Here is an 18633-nt window from a genome sequence, read left to right as displayed (position 1 = left end):
CTTTGTCCCGGGACAAAGAGGTTGCATAGCAAACACAGCTACGACCACCCTTACTAGCCTCACGGGACCAGTTTAAAAGATGCTCTCACCACCGCTCGCAAGCGGTAATGTTTTCTGTACTATTGTACTCATTGCCGGTTCTTTTGTCAATCGTCTTCCTGCTCGCGGGCAGCTTGGGAAGCGCCCATGGCGTGCGGTACCAGCCATATCCGTACGGGCAAAAAAGATGCCCCCGCCGGCGTCCAGGTGACAGTCACCGTGGTTTCGGTAGGAAACGTTCCGAGATGGATCGTATCCTGTACCGTATCGGTACCGATGGCGCGCTTTTGGTAATGACCCGCGAGCGATATCGGCCGCCAACGACCGTTGACTTCGATGGCCATATCGCCGGCATAGCCGCCTCCCTGCGGATTGAAAAAAAGATCTACCGGCCCCAATCCGATGAGAGGAATTTTAATGGTATACGTCATGCCGTAATTGCCGCATAGGGTCACTTCACGTCCGGTGATTTCATCGCGCCCGCTGAGGTAGGAATCGCGGGTACCGTCGGCCAAATGAATGACACGCATGCCGTCACGATCCGGACGATACGGTGCCAGCTTGACTTCGCGCGCCGTAGCGGGAAAGGTGCCGCGGTCATGCGACGCATCCTGTTCTAAGGGCGGCAGGTACGCCAAGCGGTGCAAGGCGGTGCGCGAAGTACCGAGCATAGCGACCCGCACATTGACGGGAGCTGACGTTTCCAAGTCCAAAATGCCCGAAATCAATTCGCCCGGCTGTACGACAATCCGTTCTTCTTGGAGCAGCAGTTCGGGCCGCCCTTCCGTCAGGCGCAACACGCGCTGCGTCGCCGACGCAAAAAGTTCTTTACGCGATACTTCCCGACCGTGGCGAGTATAAAAGCTGTCCGGCGTACCGATCACTTCCCGCGTCACGCCGACCGCCGCTCCGGTGGTGTCAGAAAGCGCATACACCACCAATTGCATCGGTCGCGGGGATCCGTTGACATGGTAAAAGTACAGCCGTCCATGGCCGTCAATGGTCCCTTGGCAAAGCAGGCCTTCCTCCATGACATACTCCGGACTGTCGGAAAACACTAAAGTCTCACTGTTATCCCTGCGTGTCGCCGTCTGTTCTTCCCCCACATACGGTGCCTGCCAGGCGGACAGCTCCGCCTCGGGATACGCTTCCGCGTGACCGTTAGCGAGCGATGCGACCAGCATCCCGCCGACGATATTGAGCCAATTCTTCCAGGTTTGCTTCATGATTCCCCCCTATCCTGAGCTTGGGCCCGCAAGACGTCCGCAAGATCCGACAATTTCCGGAATCGGTGATACAATCCTGATTTTGTCATTTTTTTGTCGGTATAGCCCGCAAGCTCCCGAAGCGGTACATCGGGATGCGCTAAACGCAGTTCCGCCGCTTCTTTCAAACGCGGCGGCAAGGTGTGCAACGGCTGCACGCTGCGGATCAGTTCGATGTCACGCAGCTGTCGTACCGCGGCGTCTACCGTTTTTTGCAAATTGGCCGTCTCGCAATTGACCACGCGATTTACCTGGTTCCGCATATCTTTCAACACGCGGACATTTTCAAATTCCAGTAACGCCTGATCCGCGCCCATAATTTGCAACAGCCGCGCGACGCTTTCCCCCGTTTTGAGGTAAACGATGTAATCGTCTTTGCGTTCGACGATGCGCCCTTGCAGACGAAACGTTTTAAGCATGCTCACCAAGGTCGTCGCAAAGGCAATGGACTCCGTGACGAACTCCAAATGGTAATCGCCTTGCGGACGATTGACCGAACCGCCGCCCAAAAAAGCGCCGGCCAAGTAAGCGCGCCGGACTTCCCGGCCACGAAACATTTCATCGTCACGGATCTCGGTCACGGGCAACAATCCCAATTCTTCCAGGAAGCGTTGGCCGATCGGACCGGGTAAAATCGTCAATGTATAGACATTTTTCTTGCGCAATTTGTTGCCGCGGCGCACCATCACCTGCGGCACGATACCGCCCGTTGCTTTGACATAGGTCAGCATTTTGCGCGCCGTCGGATTATGATGCGTCACAAACCGAATGCCCGCGCCGCCGTTCCCCATGACGAGCGATCCTCCCATGCGCAATAAGGCGGTGAGTTCCGAGCGACGGGCTTCGACTTCCGTCGGCACTACCCGCGCCAATTCGTCTTTTACTTGTTCGGCAAAGGACATCGCCGCCTCCTTTCTGACGCTTATAAACTGCGATCAAAATAGTAATCCAATAATTGCGGATGAAGATCCGACTGCACCGCGTGCACCATATTCACAATCGCATCGGCGACCAGGTCCGGCGCATGGCTTACCGTCATGCCGTCCGCGATCAGTTTCGCGCGCACGACTTTGGCGCCCAGCGCCTGCACCGCTTCGGTATCGCAGACCACGGGATAGGATCCCATGGCCGCGTAACGTTCGAGCACTTCGCCGGCCGGCGCGTAATCGTTCACCAAAACGTAATCCGCCACTCCCGGCCCGATATGATCGATCAACGCCCGCAAATGGTCCGCCACCGTATAGCCGTCCGTTTCACCGGGTTGGGTCATCGCGTTGCAGATATAAATTTTGGTGGCATCGCTGCGCCGCAAGGCGGTCGCAATTTCCGGCACCAAAAGATTCGGTAAAATACTCGTGTAAAGGCTCCCCGGACCGAGCGTGATGACATCCGCCGCTTCGATCGCCGCCAAGGCCGCCGTCACCGCCTGCGGCATATCCGGTAAAATATGCAGCCGCTGAATGCGACCGCCGTACTCCGGAATTTCGGATTCACCGATTACGCAGACGCCGTCAGTCATCTCTGCGCGCAAACGCACCGGCTCGGTCGTCGCCGGTACCACTTCCCCGCGCACATTTAAAATTTCGCTCGCCGCTTCGAGCGCCAAAACGGGATCCTTATATTCTTCCATTAATGCCGCCAGGAAAAGATTGCCCAAACTGTGTCCGGCCAATTCCCCTGTGCCGCCGAAACGGTGTTGGAAGATGTATTCCATCTGACTTTCCTTGTCGGCCATGGCCACCAGGCAGTTACGCAGATCGCCCGGCGCGATAATATCCATTTCCTCGCGCAGGCGGCCCGATGAACCGCCGTCGTCGGCGACGGTCACGATCGCTGTCAAATGGGACGTTTTCGTTTTCAAACCGCGCAGCAGTTTCGAAAGGCCGGTACCGCCGCCGATGGAGACGATCGCCGGTCCCCGATCCCGCCGTGCGCGTTCCAACATCATCTGGCTGACTTTGCCGGAGCCTTCTGGCGCGATGCTCTGCAAAATGCGCTGCATCAAACGCTGGAACGAGAAAATCATCACCAGCGCGCCGACGATGATCAGGACCGCCCCGACGCCGGCGAGCAACGTGTAATTGTAACGTCCCGTCATCTCGTAAAGAACGCGGAACAAAAATTCTTCCAGCACACCGAAAACCTGGTAGTTAATAATAGTTGTCAGACCTAAGACCAAGAGCAAAAGTCCTACCGAAAAGAGCAGAACCCAACGTTTGATGCGCAGCCCCGGATAGAGCCAGCGCCATGCCGAATGCCACATAAGCTACTCCTTTGCCGGCGCGTAATCCTCGTGCACGTCATTTTTAAATAAATCGCGGTGTTCCGTTGATACACTGTAACCCGCTTCTTTGAAGTGGCGAGAAAGTGCTTCGGCTACCCAAACGGAACGATGCATCCCGCCCGTGCAGCCGACGCCGATGACCCACTGCTGCTTGCCTTCCTGCTCATAGTGCGGCGTGAGAAAATCGACCAATTCCGTGAGTTTTTGCATGAATTCCTTGGTGACATCCCACTTGCCGATATACTCGCTCACCGCCGGTACCCGTCCCGACGAGTGTTTCAATTCATCCAGGTAAAAAGGATTCGGCAAGAAACGCACATCCAGCATCATATCCAAATCCAGCGGCGTGCCGAACTTAAATCCAAATGACACCACCGTAATATTGAATCCTTCCGCCGTACTGTAATTTTTAAACTGCTGCTGCAACAGACCCTTTAATCCCTGCAAAGAAAGTTCGCTCGTATCGATTACCGAGGCCGCCTGCTCCTTGATACCGCGCAAAAGCGCGCGCTCTTTTTGCAACCCCTGCAAAATGCGATCGCGCGGCGCCAGCGGGTGCGCCCGCCTGGTTTCCTTATAGCGGCGTACCAGCACATTGTCCGTCGCATCCAAAAAGAGCAGCCGGTAATGGTAACCGCCCGCCGCCAATTGTTGCAGCGCGTCCACGAGCGACGTGAAAAATTCACCGCCGCGAATATCGACAACCAGCGCCGCGTGCTGGACTTTCGGACCGCCTTCGCGACAGATTTCCGCGAATTTCGGAATCAGTACCGGCGGTAAATTGTCCACACAAAAGTACCCCATGTCCTCCAAAATTTGGAGTGCGCGAGACTTTCCCGCCCCGGACATGCCCGTCATAATAATCAGCTGAAAATCACCGGCCATCATTTGCCTCCAATACATATTTCGCGACTGTTTTCGCGACGCCGTCCTCATTGTTGCTCGGCGCAATATACCCCGCTACCGCTTTCAGTTCCGGCACGGCATTGGCGACCGCCACCGGCCAGCCGACCGCACGCAACAGATCGAAATCATTTTGCGCGTTGCCGAATCCCATCGTCTGTTTCATACCGATACCGTACCGAAGTCCCAGCTGCTCGACGGCGACCCCTTTGCTGACGTGAGGCGCCACCATTTCAAAGAACATCGGCGATGACTGTACAAAGTGCACCCGCCCGGCAAATTTTTCCCGCAATACTTTGGCTATGCGCGCTATTTTTTGCGGATCGGGTTCATTAATCAAAAGTTTCGTCGGCGCGGCTGCTAATGCATCCATTTCAGCACCGATCACTTTCGCTTCGATGCGGCAACGTTTCTCGTAATCGTCAACGCGCCGGTCGCGAAAGCGCACCCACAATTCATCATGCACATAGGCATGTACGAACGCGTCCAACTCGCGCGCCGTCGCCACGATTTCGCGCGCGGTGGCCAGCGGAATCGGCGCATGATATAAAATTTCACCGGAAATGCACTTGGCGATCAAGCCACCCGAATACGTGACCAGAGGCACATCGCCCAGCCCGAGTTCGGTCGCCAGTTGTCGCGCCGAGCAAAACATGCGCCCTGTCGCCACAACCACCCGCACGCCGGCCGCCAACGCCTGCGTCAATATGTCATGTGTGTATGGCGAAATCGTCGTGTCGTCATGCAACAGCGTGCCGTCCATGTCGATCGCCAACATACGAATATTTGGATTCACTTTATCACCTCGAGTGTATTATAACACGGAGCGGCGCGTTCCATCTCCTCTTGCCCTTACTTGACAGTCTTTTAACGCGCTTTTGCGTTCCTTTTTACAGCAGGTTTTGACAAGAATCACCGGTGTTGTAAATGACGCAACAAAAAAGCGGCCGAAGCCGCTTTTTTATCATTAGAAGAGATAGGTCGCCTGGATGCGGAACGTATCGTCGAGCTTTGCACCCGCTTTATTTTTTGCATCGAAGACGTAAAATGCTTCCATGTACACATTTTTCACCGGTACATATTTAAGACTGGCCATCCAGCCTTCCGCGCCGCCGTGTTTTCGATTGTAGTTCTGGCGGAAGTATCTCGGCGCATTTTTCGGATCGAATGTCCATTCCTCCATCATGTCGGCGAAGTAGGACGCGGTCGATTGGTTACCGTAAATGGCTTCCAGCTGCTGTTTGACTTGCGCCTGCGCGCCATCATAGATTGGGTTGCCCGTCGGTTTCCATGAATCACCTTGCAGGAAGTGAGCATCCGCTTGTTGCATGCCGCTCAGGTACGGACGCAGTACTTCTAATTTGTTGCCGCCGAAGTACGAACCGGCATCGCTGGAGAAGTAATCAATACCGACCTGGAAGGAACGCGGATACGCCGGATGCGCGATGCCGAAAGACGCGCCGGCGGTCCAGAGTTTCGGTTTTTCGTTATTCACTATGTTTTTCGCGTTATTCAAAATATAGTCGCCATGAATGTTGACGAACGGATGCGGCCAAACGGACAGGCCTGCGCCGTACACTTTAACGACTTCGCCGGTTTTGCTGCTCGGAAGCAAATGCCAAGCGGTGAAATCGACTTTACGCTGCTGGTGATAGGCGTATTCGAGGAATAACGATTCCGGTGTAAATGCCGAATGATCTTCACGACTCTGAATGTCGTAGGCAGCGAGCATCGGATGGACAAACGGCATATTCAGGTTCTGTACATTACCGTAGGAAACTTTAACATGGCTGCCCCGCGTCGGGTCCCCTAAAGTCAGACCGATACCGCTGAACGCGTCATTGTAGAAAATACCGGTTACGCCCAAGTCCGCGCGGTATTTACCGAAAACAAGCGAGCCTTTGTCGAAATGATGCTGCGCAAAAAGATATTTGACTTCCAAATTCTCATAGTTATTGTAGCCTTTAAATCCGTCATACCCCGCATCCGTGTACGGTTCGCCGTTGAGGTTGAGCGTGGATTCCAAAACCGTGGTCACCGTGGTTTTCGGGCTGACTTGGGCGGCGAATTTAATATCGGCTTTCGCTTCGACACGATCATCACCGCTGCCGTAACCGTCACGAATATCCGAATCGCCGGTCTGGTAGGATAAACGAACCGCGCCGCTGACTTTCACATTGCCGACACGGTCTTCCAGTGCGCTGACACGAACGCCCAGACTGCTGAGTTCTTTCGCAAATTCCGCTTCGAGTTGTTGTAACTGTTGCTGCTGTTCAGCATTCATCCAGTCTTCTCTGACCATCGCACGGGCGACCAATTGCGCCATTTCGTAACGGGTGATCGCGTTTTCTCCCCGAAACGTCCGATCGGGATACCCTTCGATGATCCCTTCGGCAGCCAGCTGCTGCACCGCTTGGTACGCCCAATCCTGCGGCGTTACATCACTGAACGGTTGCGCGGCCTGCGCGCTTACCATACCCGCCAACGCGAGCAATAATGTTGCGGATTTTAATTTCATAAATAAACTCCTCTACTTTGTATTCTCAATTAGGTGCTTAAAAGTCTAACATTATTTGATAAATTTATGAATTCATCTCGTTTATTATAAAAAAAACAGCCCGATACGTCAAGGCTTAAATTTATTTTTGATGCGCCACAGAAATGCATACTACTAACTGTATAAGAAACTTCTTCCGAAATCTCCCGGCCGCATGACTGACGGTATTCTGTAAAATTTTTAAATACTCGTCTTTGGGGCTGAATCAATTTTGAGTAGAATACAATATTTGGTGCGGACGCGATGCAAACATAATATTTTTGCTTGGCAGATTTTATTTATATATTTTCTTGTAGTCGATTCGCCGACTAGTCGATTCGCCGACCGAAAAACGCGCACGCTGACTGCCTATTTATGATACTTTCGCATAATATCAATATCGTTTTACGGCCAAACGAATCGTATTTGGTCTGCGCTTATAGTAAATATGCTTTTCACACGCACTGACGAGTCAAGAATGGTATAATAAATGTAAAGTAAGGGGGTATTATGAAAGAAATCCTGTGGCGCCTGCTGGCGCTTTGTTTAGGAATATTGATGCTGGCCGGTTGCGGTCAAGAGTCCGCGTCCCCTTCCGCAGCACCAATCCCCGTTAAAGTGGGGATGTTGCGGCTGGCCAGTTCCGCGCCGCTTTTTATCGGCATCGAAAAAGGATATTTTGCGGAGGAGGGCATTGCGCCGGAACCGGTCTGGTTTGACGCGGCGCAACCGATCGCTGTCGCGACGGCATCGAACGCCATTGACGTGGGCGCTACCGGTTTGACGGCGGGTCTTTACAATTTGGCGGCGGCCGGGCAGGTTCCCTATCTTGTCGCCGATAAAGGTCGGGAAGTTCCCGAACACTCCGGCAGCTTTCTTGTCGTGACGCCGCAAGCGTATGCGGCGGGTGTGCACGAGGTGAAAGATCTGGCGGGGAAAACGCTGGGAAATACGCAGGCGGGTTCCACTTACCAGTACATGGCAGGCCATTTGCTTGAGCAGGCAGGCTTGGATCGCACCGCGGTAAATTATGCGAACCTCGGCAAAGTGAGCGCCGTTTTAGCGGCGCTGACATCCGGACAAATTGACGGCGCGATTGTCAATGAGCCCTTTGCCTCCCAGCTGTTGGAAAGCGGTCAGGTAAAATTGCTGACGCCGGTGGGAGAACGCTTGACCTATCAGACCTCAGCCGTTTTTTACGCGCCGCGTTTTGCCCAAAATAATGACGCTGGGAAGCGTTTTATGCGAGCGTATATCCGCGCCTGCAGAGACTACTATGATGCGGTGTTCGCCGACGCACCGGCGATGACGCCGGCCAAACGTCTGGAAACGGATGCGCGTTTTCGCGAAGTGGTCGAAATCATCAGCCGGTATACGCAAACGCCGGCCGCCGATGTCAGTCGCAGTCTTCCCTACATCGATCGCGACGGTAAACTTGCAACCGATGATATCGCCAAGCAAATTGCCTGGTATCGGGCCAACGGTTTTATGGAACATGACCTCGCGGCCGAAGCCTGTATTCGAACACAAAGCTGGCAGGCCGCATATGACAGTTTAAAGTAATTTCGGAGGTGGAGTATGAAAAACGGATCGCTGTATTTCAAGACCAAAGACGGCACGTCACTCTACGTGGAGATTTCCGGCAAAGGCCGACCGCTGATGTTGTGTCACGGCTGGCTCTGTTCCGGGCGCTGCTGGCAAAAAAATCGTGACGAACTCAATCGCCACTTTCAGGTCATCACCTGGGACTTGCGGGGTCACGGCCGCTCCCAAAAAACATTGGCGGGGCACACGATCCGTCAATATGCTTCCGATATTCACGAAATTATCTTAAATTTCGGTTTGCAGGACGTGATTTTAGGCGGCTGGTCGCTCGGCGGACCGACCGTGCTTTCCTACTGGGACCAATTCGGTACGGAAGGCCGCGTCACGGGCGTGCTGCTGATCGATATGACGCCGTTCCCCTACAGTCCCGAGCGTTGGAATAGTCATGCGCTGAAAGGTTTCAACGCGGATCAATGGAATGCGCAGGTCAACCAATACCTTAACGATCGCGACGGTTTTACCGAAGCGTTTTTCAAAAAATGCTGGCACGGAGAGCCGCCCGCCGATGCGGGGTTTGCTCTCGAGGACATGCGCGCCGCCGCTCCATGGAGCGCGGTCGCGATTTACAACGATTACCTGACAAATGATTTTTCCGCGGTCTTGCCGACCGTCAGCGTGCCGACACTTGTCATGAGTTCGGACAATCACGTCTTCCCCGCCGGCGTCACGCAGGGTCAGCATATCACGACCTTGTTGCCGCGCGGCGATTATAAAGAATTTACCGAGGCCGGTCATTTCTTTTTCTTTGAACAGCCGGAAAAATTCAATCAGGCTGTCATTTCCTTTGGGAAGTAATATTGGTAATAAAAAAGAAGTGTATATTTTTAAGGAGGTCTTTCATGAAAATTCAAGTCGATCCGAAGTACCGTTCGTTTTACTACCAGGACGTCGAAACCTATCCGGAGCTCAATCTGGATCCGAAAACGACGGCCTTGCTTCTCGTCGATCTGCAAAACGAATTCGCTCATGACGAAATGGGCGAAGCGCTGGAATTGAAAAAAGAAGGCACATGGGACCGCTGGAAATATTTCCGCGATCGTTTGAAAACGACGACCATCCCCAACTCGCGCCGCCTGCTCGATTATTTCCGCGAGCATCAGTTGCGCGTTACATTCGGGCGAATCGCCTGTTTGCTGCCTGACGGAGAAGATCGGGAAACCGTACAGAAATCGGACGGCTGGAACGGCATCTTCATTCATGCCGATTCGCAGGAAGCTGCGATGTTGGAAGAACTCACCCCGCAAGACAATGAGCTTGTTTTCAACAAAACGACCGACAGTGTGACGACCGGTACGAATATTTGCCGTATTTTACGCAATATGGGCATTAAAACGGTGGTTGTCGGCGGCATCGTCACCGATCAGTGCGTCGCCGGAACGGTGCGCGGCTTAGCGGACGACAGTTTCCAAGTCATTTGCGTAGAAGATGCGTGCGCGGCCGCGACGCAGGAACTCCACGACGCGGAGCTGAAAATCATGAACCTGATTTATTGCCAGGTACTTTCCACCGATCAAACGATCGCTCTGCTTGACGAAGCGCGGGAAAAACATACAAAATAACGCAATAAAAAAAGCACACCGAAAGGTGTGCTTTTTATTTGTCATTACGCCAATATGCGCATGATGAACATGGCAATTACAGCATTCAAGATACTGGTCAGCATCAGCAGCGGCCAGTATTTCTTTTTGACATCGGCGACCGCGAGCAGTCGACCCATGTACTGCAGCTGCGATCCCATCAGAACCATCGCCGGCAATAAAATCGTCAAATGCGTGCCGTTCAAAAGGCCCTGCCCCGCGAGCGATACCGCCATGCCGACGCCAGCGGAAAGAGAAAGCCACGCTGTCAAAAGCGCCATGACCGCCTGTCCCGGCAGGCCGAAGATCCCCATGACCGGTCCGAAAATCACGCTCATAAAATTGAGCACACCCAGAAGATCCAAAATGTGCGCGATCGCAAACGCCATCAAGACGTTCGGGATCATATTGTTGACCGCGATGTTCCAACCTTTGCGAGCCCCGATGACGAATACGTCAAAAGGATTTTTGCTTTGCGTATCTGTGTTATTCATTGGCAAAATCCTTTCCGTAAACCGTACTTAACATAAAGCGGACAAAGGCGCCGCCGACAAATTTCATGACAAAAATAATTCCCAACGGCAAAATAACCGGTACGGTCAATACCGCAAATACCGCCGAACCGGTGGCGAAGTAATTGCTGATCATGCCCGCGCCGCTGTACTGCCAAGCGGTCATAACCGTGTGTTCCTTGTCACTGATCAGACCTTCATCAAACAATTCTTTCGTCTGCGCAGCACCGGCATCCGTACTCTGCAAGTCCGTAATCAGCGCCAGTCCCGTCAGCCCCGGTAAGCCTAAAATCGGTTTCAACAGCGGCGTCATCAACTTATGCGCCGCGCGAATCGCGCCGTATTGTGCAAGCACTTCGATCACGCCCAATGCAAGCATCACGGACGGTGCCAACGAAAGCGCGAATAAAAAGCCTTGCCGTGCGGAGAACCCGCCCATACCGAGCCAAGTCGCTTTTTCCGGTACTTTCATCGTACCGTACTTACCGATCAAGGTCGTATAGTCAAACGCGCTCAACCACTTCATACCGTCGACTTTCATCAAAATGCCGGAGAAAAAAATAATGGCCGCAATCAACGCGATGTAAGCGCCGATGCCGACTTTACCGCCGAGCAGACGCTCCGCTTCCTGCCGTCGATCCGACTTTGTTGTCGATTCGGCAGGTTGGCCTTGCGGCGCAACAGTTTTCTGCTTTTCTTCTGCCATCTGCATCCCCTTCCTTCCTGTTAAAAAAACCGCGCGATGCCAAGGCTCGCGTCGGGCGGAATACAGTATTCCTAAAAAAAATATTACGTCCATTATAACATTTATCATTTGCTTTACCAACATATTTTAGTCACAAATTAGAATTTGTCCGTTTGGCGTAAGCGACTGTGTTATACTGTTGGTACTAAAGGAGGGAATAGTATGGCAAGAGAACAGGATTTCAGAGAATATTTACATACCATCCCGGAGTTTGGGTTGGAGGAGCATAAAACGTCCGAATTCGTGGCCAAAACGCTGCGGGAAGCCGGCTTTGACGTCACGGAAGGACTGGGCGGGCACACCGGTGTCGTCGGCATCTTCGACAGCGGCAAACCCGGTCCGACAATGGCCGTACGCGCCGACATGGATGCGCTCGGACATATCGTCGACGGTAAGCATGTCGCGATCCACAGCTGCGGTCATGACGGCCACACGGCAATGGCTCTGGCGGCCGGAGAAGAAATTATTAAAGAAGGCATCGTCAAACGCGGTAAGCTGAAAGTGATTTTCCAGCCGGCGGAAGAAATCGGCCAGGGCGCGTACACGATCGTCGACAGCGGCGTGTTGGATGATGTCGATTATCTGATCGGGCAACATGTCCGTCCGATCCAGGAAGCGAAATTGGGACAGGCGATCGCCGCCCTCTACTACTCGGCAAGCCACACCGTGGAGTTCGAAATCAAAGGACAACGCGCGCACGGCGCGCGCCCGCATTTGGGTCACAACGCTCTGCACGCGGCGGCACTGGCGATACTCGCCGCCACGGGAATCCAACCGAATCCGGAGCGTTCGTTCAGCGTCAAAGCCACCCGCTGCCTCTGTGATTCCGGCGCGACAAACGCGATCCCTGACAAAGTATTGCTCGCTTTTGATATGCGCGCCGGTGATAACGATACCATGGCAGAGCTCAATGAAAAAATCAAAATCGCCGTGGAAAACGCAGTCGCCGCTTTTTCCTGCACCTGCACCTGCAAAACATTGATCGATTTACCGGCCGCCGAGTATAACGACGACATGTGCGAACTGTTGGAAGATAGCATTGCCGAAGTGCTCGGCCGCGAAAACACGCTGCCGGCGCAGACCACACCGGGCGGCGAAGATTTCTGCTACTACGTCATCGCCAAACCGAATCTGCACGTCGGCTTTTACGGTCTGGGCGCCGACCTCAAGCCCGGGTTACATCAGCCGAATATGCATTTCAACACCGAGGCCCTTACGTACGGCAAAAAAATTCTGAAAACGGCCGTATCCAAAGTGCTCGGCGAAAATTCAAAATATAACGGCGAACACAACCGCTAACACCGCAACAAAAAAGACGAGCTGAGCTCGTCTTTTTTTATTTCTTCACTTCTCGTTGCGCAATCGAATGCAACAGATCCTCCACCGCGCCGATCTCCTGATCCGCACCCTGATACCAGGTCAGCGGCGTCACCGTAATCCAGCCGCGATGCAAAAAGTAGACATCGTCTTCATGATCCGAATCCGGCAACGCGCGTCCTTTGACACGGTAGTAAATCTGACCGTCTTCATCCACCGCTGACGTGATCGCGTTTTCATAAATCTGCAGGCCCTGACGACAGACTTTGACATGCTGCCAGTTGATTTCGGGAATATTGGGAATATTTAAATTCAGCAATCCCGGATATTTCCCTTTCACGAAAACTTTTTGGATAAAGTCACGAACAAAAGGCACCGCCCGTTCCAAAAATTCTTCATCAAATGTCTGCCCCGAAACCGCAAGCGACGGAATTTTTTCGTAATGCCCTTCCAGCGCGACCGCCACCGTTCCGGAGTAAGTCACGTCGCTGCCGACGTTATAACCGTTATTGATCCCGGATACCACCAAATCCGGCGGCGTGTCCTGCAACCAATACGAGATGCCGAATTTCGCGCAATCGGCCGGTCGCCCGGTAAAAGAAAACGCCTTGAAACGCGGTTCGCCCGTATGCTCTTCCTTGAGATACAAACGCTCCCGCAAAGTCAGCGCCGACGAACTCGAACTGCACTCCTGATGCGGCGCAATCAGCGTAATTTCACCGAGATCCACTAAGCCGCGCGCCAGCATGCGCAAGCCACGCGCTTCAATCCCATCGTCATTTGACATGAAAATATGCATTAATTCGGTCCTTTACTGTCCAAATGTAACGGCACTTCATCAAACGAAATTTGCCGCGTATGTTGGGTATGGCTCCACTCTTTTTTATGTCGGTTCAGGAATCCCAGGAAGGTAATCGGCACCCAAGAATAAATGAAGATCGGATACATGGGAATGTACAGCCAAACTTTTTTGGGAACGTTGATCCGCCACAATACGATAATCGGCAAAATAAATTGCAAGGTACCGATGGTCGTCCAAAATTCCACCGGCATAACGCGGTCATTATACAACACATTTGTAAAGAACGGGACAGAAGCGTTTACATAAGTCATCAATAAATAAAAGGTCGAAAGCAGCATAAAATGCGGCTGCGACAATTGTAAAATACCGTCAAGCATGCGAATATTACCGGTCGAAAAACCGCGTTTGAATAATTTGGGAATGTACCGTCCGGCACAGTCAAAGTGTCCCTGCGCCCAGCGTTTACGTTGGTTCCATGACTGCATGAAGCGGAGCGGTTTTTCATCGTAAACAATAGCGTCGTCGGCCCATGTCGTACGAATATTGCCCTCGTACAGAATTTTCATGGAAAACTCCATATCTTCCGTCAAACAGTTGCAGCCCCAACCGTAGGTTCGCAGAACCCGACTCGAAATGCACATGCCCGTGCCGCCGAGCGCGGTGGAAAGACCGATATTATACTTGCCCAGATGCCACAGATGATTGATGATCCAAAACGCCATCGCGAACGTCGCGGATACCCATGTATCCGACGGGTTTTTCGCGCTCAGGTAACCTTGAATAACCTGTTCGCCTTTTTCCAAACGGCTGTTCATTTCCGTCAGAAAATCCAGATGGACGAGGTTATCCGCGTCGAATACGCAAAAGGCGTCGTATTCAATACCTGTTTCATAAACCTTATGAAACAGCCAGTCCATCGCATAGCCTTTGCCGACCTCTTCCTTATTAAATCGTTCATAGACGATGGCGCCGTGATCTCGAGCGAGTTGCGCGGTACCGTCGGTGCAGTTGTCGGCGACGACATAGACATCGTAAAGTTCACGCGGATATCTCAGCATGAAAAGATTATCAATCAGCGCGCCCAAAACCTGCTCTTCATTATGCGCCGCGACGATAATGGCGAAACGATTTTTCGGCGTCAGGATCTTGACCTCTTTTTTGCGGAACATGCCAGAAATAGCCAAGACCGTGTAGTACACCGTGAACAGCGCCACGATGATCTGGATGGGTACCATGATGATATCCATGTAATAGGTCATACTACGCTCTCCTTCCGCCGGATCGATCCAATCGATTCCAAATTGTATTTAAAATGCCGAATAAGAAGTACATAAAAAAGAATACAAACGCCCAGCGTGACGGTTCGTCGAACAGCAAGAGCAAGCCGATGACGACCACGGCCGCCAGCGCTTTTTTCTGCACCGGATCGGCGGCTTTACCTTTAAAATCCGGGTAATGCATTTCGCTGACCATCACCCATGCCAATACCAATGTCAGCACCCAGGTAAGATACACCGGTAACGGCGCATCCGACAACACATAGGTCGCCGCCAAACATCCCGTCGTCGGGATCGGCATCCCCATGAAAAAGCCGTGCACCACATCCGTATTAATATTGAAGCGAGCTAAGCGCATCGCGCCGCAGACCGCTAAAAGCATAGCGGCCATCGCGCCCAAACCGAGCGGCATGAGCGCCATTTGCCAAGTATAGAGCAAAACCGCCGGCGCTACACCGAACGATACCACATCGCATAATGAGTCCAACTCTTTACCGAAATCTCCGGCCACGCCAAACGCGCGAGCCACCCGTCCGTCCAAACCGTCCGCCACCGCCGCGAGCAAAATCGCCCAGGCGGCCGCGTCGAAATTTCCCTGCACGGTAAACATCAAGGACAGTGTTCCCATGGCAATATTTAAAGCCGTAAAAAGATTCGGTATCCATTCTTTACGCATCTACTATTCTCCCGATAACAGTTTCGCCGCCGCGCACACGATCCCCTTTTTTTACGCAAACAGCCACATTTTTCGGCATAAACACTTCCGTGCACGAACCGAACTTGATCATTCCGTATAACTCGCCTTTACCCAACCGATCGCCCAGTTTTTTCCAGGACACGATGCGGCGCGCCAAAAGGCCCGCAATCTGCGTAACGACAATCGAAATTCGTTCGTTTTCAAGACCGATCGTGTGGCGTTCGTTTTCATAACCTACACTTTTTTGAAACGCGGGGCGAAAACCGCCGCAGGTGTATTGACGAAACGTAATATCACCCGCCATCGGACTGCGATTGACATGCACATCAAATACGGATAAAAAAATCGTAACTTTATAACAGGGCGCACCCAAAAACAACTCTTCCTCTACTTCTTCGACCCGCATCACGGTGCCGTCGGCCGGTGACACAAGCACGTCGGGGTCACGCGGCACATTCCGCCGGGGCGAACGAAAGAAGAAGGTGAAAAAAAGCGCAAATAGAAAAGGCAACAAGGCCCAGTGCCATGATATCAGCAACCCTGTCAGGAGCGCGACGAAAAGAGCTCCCCCTATAAAGGGATAGCCTTCTTTCACGATCGTGATCTGTGACAATATTATTTCCTCCTTCGGTTGGCGGAACGTTTCACCTGCCACATAAATTGCGGCAACGCTCCCATCCGCCGTAACCGGGACGGTTGAAGAGCCAAACGATACAACCATTCCAAGCGATTTTTTTGCCAGAAAAGCGGCGCCCGTTTTAATCGACCGGAAAGCACGTCAAAAGAACCGCCCACACCGAGCGATACAATGCCCGGCAATTGCGGCCGCATCCGCGTCAGCCAATACTCCTGCTTCGGAACGCCGAGGCCCGCAAATAAAAGCTGCGCGCCGCTTTCCCGAATGTCGGCGGCAATCGCGTCATTTTCCGACGCGGAAAAATAGCCGTCCCGCACGCCGACAATCGGCAGCGTGCCGAAACGGCTTTCCAGCCGCTGCGCCGCTTCGGCGGCGACGTCGGGCGCACCGCCGAAGAAATACATCTTGGTTCCCGTTTGCGCCGCACGTTCCACGAGCGCGGTCATAAAATCAATACCCGCTACGCGTGCCGGAAAATGCTTATGAAGCTGTTCACCGGCCCAAACAATTCCCGCCCCGTCCGCGAGCACCATATCCGCCGCGGCCAATACCTGACCGAACGCGGGATCTTTATACGCGCGCATGACCATTTCCGCATTCGCGGTGGCGATAAATTTCGTTTCCTTTTGCGCGAGCCAAGTGTCCACCTGCGCGACAGCGGTTTCGAGTGTGAGGGCGTCAATGGCAACGCCCAGAATCGAATGCCGTTCCCACTGCATGGAAGGCACCTTAATTCATACTGTAGTTCGGCGCTTCTTTGGTGATATTTATATCATGCGGATGACTTTCAATCAGTCCCGCATTGGTAATGCGCACAAACTTAGTTTCCGAACGCATGGCTTCCAGATCTTTCGCGCCGCAGTAACCCATGCTGGCGCGCAGACCGCCGACCATCTGGTAAATCGAATCCGCCACCGTGCCTTTGTACGGTACGCGGCCTTCGATACCTTCCGGCACCAATTTGTCCATGTTTTCCTGGAAGTAGCGATCTTTGCTGCCCGCTTTCATCGCGCCGAGCGAGCCCATGCCGCGGTACACTTTGTACGAACGGCCCTGGTAAATTACCGTTTCGCCCGGGCTTTCCTGCGTGCCCGCCAAAAGGTTGCCGAGCATGACGACGCTGGCGCCGGCCGCTAAGGCTTTAGCCATGTCGCCCGAGTATTTGATGCCGCCGTCGGCGATGACCGGCACATGGTAACGCGCCGCCACCCGACTGCAGTCATAAACCGCTGTAATCTGCGGTACGCCGATACCGGCGATGACACGGGTCGTGCAAATCGAACCCGGTCCGATACCGACTTTAACCGCATCCGCGCCGGCTTCGATCAATGCTTCGGTCGCCTCGCCGGTCGCTACGTTGCCCGCGATCAGATTGGTGTGCGGGAATGCTTCGCGCAGTTTTTTGACCGCGCGAATAACGCCCGCGGAGTGACCGTGCGCCGTATCGACAATGAGCACATCCACATTGGCGCCTACCAATGCTTCCGCGCGTTCCAGCATGTCACTGCCAACGCCGATGGCCGCCGCCGCCAACAAACGACCGTTGCCGTCTTTCGCGGAGTTCGGATATTTTTTTGTTTTTTCGATATCTTTAATCGTGATCAGACCGCGCAAATTGCCCGCGCCATCTACCAGCGGCAATTTTTCGATGCGGTGCTCCCACAACAGACGTTTCGCATCTTCCAATGACGTTCCTTCCGGCGCGGTAACGAGACCTTCTTTCGTCATCACTTCGCCGATTTTTTTCGACATGTCGGTTTCAAAACGCATGTCTCGGTTCGTGATAATACCGACGAGCTTGCCGTCCACGGTAACCGGTACGCCCGAAATACGGTAGCGCGCCATCAGGTCTTCCGCGTCCTGCAGCAGGTTGTCCGGTCCGAGGTAAATCGGATCGACAATGATGCCGTGTTCGGAACGTTTGACTTTGTCCACTTCCCGCGCCTGTTCATCAATCGTCATATTTTTATGAATGACGCCGATGCCGCCTTCGCGCGCCATCGCAATCGCCATGCCCGATTCGGTGACGGTATCCATGCCCGCACTCATAATCGGAATATTCAAATGAATTTCTTTGGTCAGCCAGGTGTCCACTTTGACATCGCGCGGCAGTACATCCGATGCCCCCGGTATCAGCAGCACGTCGTCAAATGTCAGACCTTCTTTTTGAAATTTTTCGTCCATCATCGCACGCTCCCTCTCCTTCAGTCGCGGTCGGCGCGTAAAACGCCGCCCTCAGCGAGATCTTCTTTCGTCAGTGTATGGAAAACAATTCTAACATTTTGGGCCGGACAGCCCAATTCGGCGACCGCCGCATCCGTTACTTTTTTCACAAAGGCGCGTTTTTGCTCCACTTTGCGCCCGGCGAGCAAATGCACATGAATGACAGGCATAAGATTCCTCCGTATCGTTAATTTGTTTTCTTCTATATTTTATC

At 53.2% G+C, this 18633-nt stretch carries 19 protein-coding genes; 4 read left to right on the top strand and 15 right to left on the bottom strand.

Annotated features, from left to right (window positions below; translation table 11 throughout):
• Window positions 1-146 precede the first annotated feature (146 nt).
• From HNR45_RS03080 to HNR45_RS03055, 6 genes are all read right to left on the bottom strand, one after another.
• The gene (locus HNR45_RS03080) at window positions 147-1265 is read right to left on the bottom strand and encodes a hypothetical protein (protein WP_159822982.1); all 1119 of its coding nucleotides are present in this window, start codon (window positions 1263-1265) and stop codon (window positions 147-149) included.
• A complete protein-coding gene (gene whiA, locus HNR45_RS03075; protein WP_159822984.1) occupies window positions 1262-2206 on the bottom strand; it encodes a DNA-binding protein WhiA in 945 nt (314 codons plus the stop codon). The genes HNR45_RS03080 and whiA overlap by 4 nt, the downstream gene beginning before the upstream one ends.
• A gap of 20 nt (window positions 2207-2226) precedes the next feature.
• Window positions 2227-3567: a gluconeogenesis factor YvcK family protein gene (locus HNR45_RS03070; RefSeq protein ID WP_024048932.1), complete on the bottom strand. Its 1341-nt coding sequence runs from the start codon at window positions 3565-3567 to the stop codon at window positions 2227-2229.
• 3 nt (window positions 3568-3570) lie between these two features.
• Window positions 3571-4473, bottom strand: coding sequence for an RNase adapter RapZ (gene rapZ / locus HNR45_RS03065; protein WP_024048933.1), 903 nt, complete (start codon window positions 4471-4473; stop codon window positions 3571-3573).
• On the bottom strand, window positions 4463-5287 hold the full coding sequence (locus HNR45_RS03060; protein WP_159822986.1) for a Cof-type HAD-IIB family hydrolase: 825 nt from the start codon (window positions 5285-5287) through the stop codon (window positions 4463-4465). Before HNR45_RS03060 ends, rapZ begins: the two co-directional genes overlap by 11 nt.
• A 171-nt stretch (window positions 5288-5458) precedes the next feature.
• Window positions 5459-7009 (bottom strand): S-layer homology domain-containing protein, encoded by a 1551-nt coding sequence (locus HNR45_RS03055; RefSeq protein WP_159822988.1) that lies wholly within the window; start codon window positions 7007-7009, stop codon window positions 5459-5461.
• Window positions 7010-7537: 528 nt separating this feature from the next.
• Between HNR45_RS03055 and HNR45_RS03050 the strand changes: the two genes are divergently transcribed.
• Genes HNR45_RS03050 through HNR45_RS03040 form a run of 3 tightly spaced genes read left to right on the top strand, consistent with a single transcriptional unit; the run spans window position 7538 to window position 10191 of the window.
• Window positions 7538-8590 (top strand): ABC transporter substrate-binding protein, encoded by a 1053-nt coding sequence (locus HNR45_RS03050; RefSeq protein WP_159822990.1) that lies wholly within the window; start codon window positions 7538-7540, stop codon window positions 8588-8590.
• A 15-nt stretch (window positions 8591-8605) separates the two neighbouring features.
• Window positions 8606-9427 (top strand): alpha/beta fold hydrolase, encoded by an 822-nt coding sequence (locus HNR45_RS03045; protein ID WP_159822992.1) that lies wholly within the window; start codon window positions 8606-8608, stop codon window positions 9425-9427.
• Between the two features lie 44 nt (window positions 9428-9471).
• Window positions 9472-10191 (top strand): cysteine hydrolase family protein, encoded by a 720-nt coding sequence (locus HNR45_RS03040; protein WP_200841504.1) that lies wholly within the window; start codon window positions 9472-9474, stop codon window positions 10189-10191.
• 44 nt (window positions 10192-10235) lie between these two features.
• Here HNR45_RS03040 and HNR45_RS03035 read toward each other — a convergent pair whose 3' ends face one another.
• The gene (locus HNR45_RS03035; protein ID WP_034437282.1) at window positions 10236-10703 is read right to left on the bottom strand and encodes a YjiG family protein; all 468 of its coding nucleotides are present in this window, start codon (window positions 10701-10703) and stop codon (window positions 10236-10238) included.
• Entirely contained in the window at window positions 10696-11427 is a 732-nt protein-coding gene (locus HNR45_RS03030) for a nucleoside recognition domain-containing protein (protein WP_081944121.1), read from the bottom strand. The genes HNR45_RS03035 and HNR45_RS03030 overlap by 8 nt, the downstream gene beginning before the upstream one ends.
• A 201-nt stretch (window positions 11428-11628) precedes the next feature.
• Here HNR45_RS03030 and HNR45_RS03025 point away from each other — a divergent pair, with 201 nt between their 5' ends.
• Window positions 11629-12765 (top strand): amidohydrolase, encoded by a 1137-nt coding sequence (locus HNR45_RS03025; RefSeq protein WP_159822994.1) that lies wholly within the window; start codon window positions 11629-11631, stop codon window positions 12763-12765.
• Window positions 12766-12802: 37 nt separating this feature from the next.
• On the opposite strand, the gene surE is transcribed toward HNR45_RS03025, so the two are convergent.
• Genes surE through HNR45_RS02990 form a run of 7 tightly spaced genes read right to left on the bottom strand, consistent with a single transcriptional unit; the run spans window position 12803 to window position 18589 of the window.
• Entirely contained in the window at window positions 12803-13570 is a 768-nt protein-coding gene (gene surE, locus HNR45_RS03020; protein WP_184327530.1) for a 5'/3'-nucleotidase SurE, read from the bottom strand.
• A gap of 11 nt (window positions 13571-13581) precedes the next feature.
• On the bottom strand, window positions 13582-14844 hold the full coding sequence (locus HNR45_RS03015; RefSeq protein WP_159822998.1) for a glycosyltransferase family 2 protein: 1263 nt from the start codon (window positions 14842-14844) through the stop codon (window positions 13582-13584).
• A gap of 1 nt (window position 14845) precedes the next feature.
• Complete coding sequence (gene pssA, locus HNR45_RS03010) at window positions 14846-15538, bottom strand: CDP-diacylglycerol--serine O-phosphatidyltransferase (RefSeq protein WP_024047971.1); 693 nt, start codon at window positions 15536-15538, stop codon at window positions 14846-14848.
• Window positions 15531-16175, bottom strand: coding sequence for a phosphatidylserine decarboxylase family protein (locus tag HNR45_RS03005; protein WP_235020632.1), 645 nt, complete (start codon window positions 16173-16175; stop codon window positions 15531-15533). The genes pssA and HNR45_RS03005 overlap by 8 nt, the downstream gene beginning before the upstream one ends.
• Complete coding sequence (locus HNR45_RS03000) at window positions 16175-16915, bottom strand: WecB/TagA/CpsF family glycosyltransferase (protein ID WP_034437286.1); 741 nt, start codon at window positions 16913-16915, stop codon at window positions 16175-16177. The genes HNR45_RS03005 and HNR45_RS03000 overlap by 1 nt, the downstream gene beginning before the upstream one ends.
• 10 nt (window positions 16916-16925) lie before the next feature.
• Window positions 16926-18383: an IMP dehydrogenase gene (gene guaB, locus HNR45_RS02995; protein ID WP_159823000.1), complete on the bottom strand. Its 1458-nt coding sequence runs from the start codon at window positions 18381-18383 to the stop codon at window positions 16926-16928.
• Window positions 18384-18400: 17 nt separating this feature from the next.
• Window positions 18401-18589, bottom strand: a complete 189-nt coding sequence (locus HNR45_RS02990) for a 2-hydroxymuconate tautomerase (protein WP_034437288.1) — start codon at window positions 18587-18589, stop codon at window positions 18401-18403.
• Window positions 18590-18633: the final 44 nt, after the last annotated feature.

The organism is Negativicoccus succinicivorans (assembly GCF_014207605.1).
GTDB classification, from domain to species: domain Bacteria; phylum Bacillota; class Negativicutes; order Veillonellales; family Negativicoccaceae; genus Negativicoccus; species Negativicoccus succinicivorans.
The sequence above is the reverse complement of the archived record's forward strand: the minus strand, read 5'-3'. Positions and strand labels throughout refer to the sequence as shown.

What these genes read in the sequence shown, in the direction of transcription:
- HNR45_RS03080 (WP_159822982.1), bottom strand. Translation starts at nt 1,265, where the DNA reads ATGAAGCAAACCTGGAAGAATTGGCTCAATATCGTCGGCGGGATGCTG.
- whiA (WP_159822984.1), bottom strand. Translation starts at nt 2,206, where the DNA reads ATGTCCTTTGCCGAACAAGTAAAAGACGAATTGGCGCGGGTAGTGCCG.
- HNR45_RS03070 (WP_024048932.1), bottom strand. Translation starts at nt 3,567, where the DNA reads ATGTGGCATTCGGCATGGCGCTGGCTCTATCCGGGGCTGCGCATCAAA.
- rapZ (WP_024048933.1), bottom strand. Translation starts at nt 4,473, where the DNA reads ATGGCCGGTGATTTTCAGCTGATTATTATGACGGGCATGTCCGGGGCG.
- HNR45_RS03055 (WP_159822988.1), bottom strand. Translation starts at nt 7,009, where the DNA reads ATGAAATTAAAATCCGCAACATTATTGCTCGCGTTGGCGGGTATGGTA.
- HNR45_RS03050 (WP_159822990.1), top strand. Translation starts at nt 7,538, where the DNA reads ATGAAAGAAATCCTGTGGCGCCTGCTGGCGCTTTGTTTAGGAATATTG.
- HNR45_RS03045 (WP_159822992.1), top strand. Translation starts at nt 8,606, where the DNA reads ATGAAAAACGGATCGCTGTATTTCAAGACCAAAGACGGCACGTCACTC.
- HNR45_RS03040 (WP_200841504.1), top strand. Translation starts at nt 9,472, where the DNA reads ATGAAAATTCAAGTCGATCCGAAGTACCGTTCGTTTTACTACCAGGAC.
- HNR45_RS03035 (WP_034437282.1), bottom strand. Translation starts at nt 10,703, where the DNA reads ATGAATAACACAGATACGCAAAGCAAAAATCCTTTTGACGTATTCGTC.
- HNR45_RS03030 (WP_081944121.1), bottom strand. Translation starts at nt 11,427, where the DNA reads ATGGCAGAAGAAAAGCAGAAAACTGTTGCGCCGCAAGGCCAACCTGCC.
- HNR45_RS03025 (WP_159822994.1), top strand. Translation starts at nt 11,629, where the DNA reads ATGGCAAGAGAACAGGATTTCAGAGAATATTTACATACCATCCCGGAG.
- surE (WP_184327530.1), bottom strand. Translation starts at nt 13,570, where the DNA reads ATGTCAAATGACGATGGGATTGAAGCGCGTGGCTTGCGCATGCTGGCG.
- HNR45_RS03015 (WP_159822998.1), bottom strand. Translation starts at nt 14,844, where the DNA reads ATGACCTATTACATGGATATCATCATGGTACCCATCCAGATCATCGTG.
- pssA (WP_024047971.1), bottom strand. Translation starts at nt 15,538, where the DNA reads ATGCGTAAAGAATGGATACCGAATCTTTTTACGGCTTTAAATATTGCC.
- HNR45_RS03000 (WP_034437286.1), bottom strand. Translation starts at nt 16,915, where the DNA reads ATGCAGTGGGAACGGCATTCGATTCTGGGCGTTGCCATTGACGCCCTC.
- guaB (WP_159823000.1), bottom strand. Translation starts at nt 18,383, where the DNA reads ATGATGGACGAAAAATTTCAAAAAGAAGGTCTGACATTTGACGACGTG.
- HNR45_RS02990 (WP_034437288.1), bottom strand. Translation starts at nt 18,589, where the DNA reads ATGCCTGTCATTCATGTGCATTTGCTCGCCGGGCGCAAAGTGGAGCAA.